Source organism: Nocardia farcinica (assembly GCF_029867845.1).
GTDB lineage: Bacteria > Actinomycetota > Actinomycetes > Mycobacteriales > Mycobacteriaceae > Nocardia > Nocardia farcinica_A.
Genome location: NZ_JARWRU010000954.1, coordinates 1 through 2635 on the forward strand (window position 1 = coordinate 1; position 2635 = coordinate 2635).

The 2635-nt window shown below is 72.4% G+C and carries 4 protein-coding genes; 3 read left to right on the plus strand and 1 reads right to left on the minus strand.

What is annotated here, in order from left to right:
• The 3 genes from QH283_RS21045 to QH283_RS21055 form a co-directional block, all read left to right on the plus strand.
• The coding region (locus tag QH283_RS21045) for a YidH family protein (RefSeq protein ID WP_280504695.1) at positions 1–570 on the plus strand (570 nt) is incomplete at its 5' end.
• Positions 567–992, plus strand: coding sequence for a DUF202 domain-containing protein (locus tag QH283_RS21050; protein ID WP_280504696.1), 426 nt, complete (start codon positions 567–569; stop codon positions 990–992). The genes QH283_RS21045 and QH283_RS21050, both read left to right, overlap by 4 nt.
• Before the next feature lie 344 nt (positions 993–1336).
• On the plus strand, positions 1337–1543 hold the full coding sequence (locus QH283_RS21055) for a hypothetical protein (RefSeq protein WP_280504697.1): 207 nt from the start codon (positions 1337–1339) through the stop codon (positions 1541–1543).
• A 10-nt stretch (positions 1544–1553) separates the two neighbouring features.
• Here QH283_RS21055 and QH283_RS21060 read toward each other — a convergent pair whose 3' ends face one another.
• Positions 1554–2441 carry an SAM-dependent methyltransferase gene (locus tag QH283_RS21060; RefSeq protein ID WP_280504698.1) on the minus strand — a complete coding sequence of 296 codons (888 nt, stop codon included), beginning with the start codon at positions 2439–2441 and terminating at the stop codon, positions 1554–1556.
• Positions 2442–2635: the final 194 nt, after the last annotated feature.

Here is a 2635-nt window from a genome sequence, read left to right on the forward strand (position 1 = left end):
CCGCCCGCGGCGCTCGCGTGGGTGGTGGGCGGGGGGGGCGGCCGCGCGCGCGCCCCCCCCCCCCCCCCCGAGTCGTTCCCGGCCGACACCGACCGTGCGCGCGACCTCCCCGCCGCGCGCGGCTGCGGGTCGGCGCCCCGCCCGCGACGTAGCCTGTGGGCGGCAGCGACGGAAGGAGGTGCCGAGATGGCCGATGCCGACGACGCGGCGGGCCGGCGACGCCGCTTCCCCGCCCGGGTGTACGCGACGGGATCGGAGCCCGACGCGCGGTTCAGCCTGGCGAACGAACGCACCTACCTGGCCTGGATCCGCACGGGCCTGGCGCTGATGGCGGCGGGGGTGGCGTTGCGGGTGTTCGAGGTAGGGGACGCTTCGGCGGCGAGTACGGCCGCCTCGGTGCTGCTCACCGGGTCGGCGGTGGTGCTGCCGGTGCTGGCGTGGACAGGGTGGGCGCGCACCGAGCGCAGCCTGCGGCAGTCCGCGCCGCTCCCCGTGCCGTACGTGGCGGTGCCGTTGACGCTGGTGCTGGCCGTCGCGGCAGCTCTGGTCTGCTGGTCGCTGCTGACGTGAGCACCGCTCCCGGGCCGAGGGGCGAGCGCGCCGACGGCGGAACACAGGTCGAGCGCACCGCGCTGGCCTGGCATCGGACAGCGTGTTCGCTGGTGATCTTCGAGCTGGTGGGCGCTCGGATCACCGCCGAGATGGGGCAGGCCGTCCTGACCGTGCTGCTCATGGCTCTCACCGTGCCGACGCTCGTCCTCGTTGTGACCGGTGTCCCGCGTTCGGCCGCACCGGGGCATCGTCTCGTCGTCGGCGAGGACGGTGTGCGGTATGTGCTCGTCGCCGACGGCAGGCGGCCGCTCGCGCTGTCGGTGCTGGTTGCCACGATCGGGCTCGTCTGCCTGATCGCGGTCCTGCTCGGACCACCCGACATCGTCCGTGCGAGCTCCGAGGCGGCGCAACACGCGCCGACCGCTTCCACAGAGAAGTAGCGGCAAGGTTGCTGATGCTGTCGGGGTGGGTGCAGTGACATCGCGTGACCGTTCCGAGATCCGCGCCGGGCGACGGTTACCGATCCGCAGTGTTTCCAGCCGAAATCGTCTCTGATTCGCCGTTACGATCGGTGTGGTCCAGGCGACAGCGGTCGCGACGACCGATCACCGGGATCGATCGTTTGCCGATCGAGTCCCCGGACAGTCAGGAAGCGACGCTTCCGTGACCAGCCCTCGGGGCGGACAACAACACCATCTCGATCTTCTGCCCTCGTCCCCGGCCCGCGCCGGCGACCGTCCGGCTATCCCCTCGGTCACCCGGCCCCACCGAAAGCGAGCGAAAGTTGAGCGACTCCCGTCGGCAGTCATCCGTCGAAAGAACCCCTGCTCCATCCCGCAGGCTCGACGCGGGCACCGTCTGCCTGGCCGGCCTCATCGTGGCCACCCTCGTCGGCGGCCTGGCCGTGCTGTCGGCCTCTCCCGTCGTGACCGTGGCCGCGGCGCTCGGCATCATCGCCGTCCTGGCCTTCGTGGTCGCGGCGCTGCTCTGAGCCGCCCCGATCACCTTCCGGCGTCGAGATAACGCGGCTGCCGCCACTGCCGCGCCACTTCCTCGGGGAACTCCGGGACGGTCACGCCGTACTCGGCGGCCAGATCGTCCGGCGAGGCGGCGCGCACCGACCAGCCCCGCTCGGTGAGCCAGCTGCGCGGGTCGATGCGCTCGTCGGCGTAGAACAACTCGGTCGGATCGAGTTCGCCGAACGGATTCTTGTCGAAATACTTCCGCTCCACCTGAGAGAACCCGCGGATCGCCGCGGCCGTCGGCGTGTACTCCACGGCCAGGCGGCTGCCGGGCGGGCTCAGCGCGTCGATCCGCTCGAAGAGCCGATCGTGCGCGGCGCCCGGCAGATACGGCAGCAGGCCCTCGGCGGACCAGGCCGTGGCGGCCCGCGGGTCGGCGCCGTGGGCAGCCAGCGCGGCGGGCCAGTCCGAGCGCAGGTCGACCGCGACGGCTCGGCGGTCGACGCGGGCACGCACGCCGTGCTCGGCGAGCACCCGCTCCTTGAATGCCAGCACCTCCGGGCGGTCCATCTCGAAGACGGTGGCGTCCTCTGGCCAGTCCAGCCGGTAGGCGCGCGCGTCCAGGCCGGAGGCGAGGATGACGAACTGCCGCACTCCTGCGGCGACGGCGGCGAGGAAATAGTCGTCGAACCAGCGGGTCCGCAGTCCCATGTGACCGGGCACCAGCGGCGCGCCGGCCAGTGTCGGCGGTTCGGCGAGTATGTCGAGGAAGTGTGGTTCCCCGGCGGCCCGGACGAACAGTTCCGCGTACTCGTCGTGGATGAGCGGATCGGGGACGGCGGTCTCCAGTGCCCGGAAGGTCGCCACGCCGAGCGCGGTGAGTTCGACACCGGTGACGATGTCCCATTCGTCGTTTTCGGTTCGCACGGCCGAACACCTCCCGGAGAGTTGGTGTCTGCGGATCGAAACCGTCGCCGCCGAGTCTACGACCGGCCTCCCGCGGCCGGTTCTTCGTGCGGATAGCGACTCGGTGACCATGCGGTGTACGCGCGCCGCGCCCCGCGGGGGCGCCCCCCCCTGAGCCCCCCGCGCACCCAGCCGCGCCCGCGCACGCGCACGCC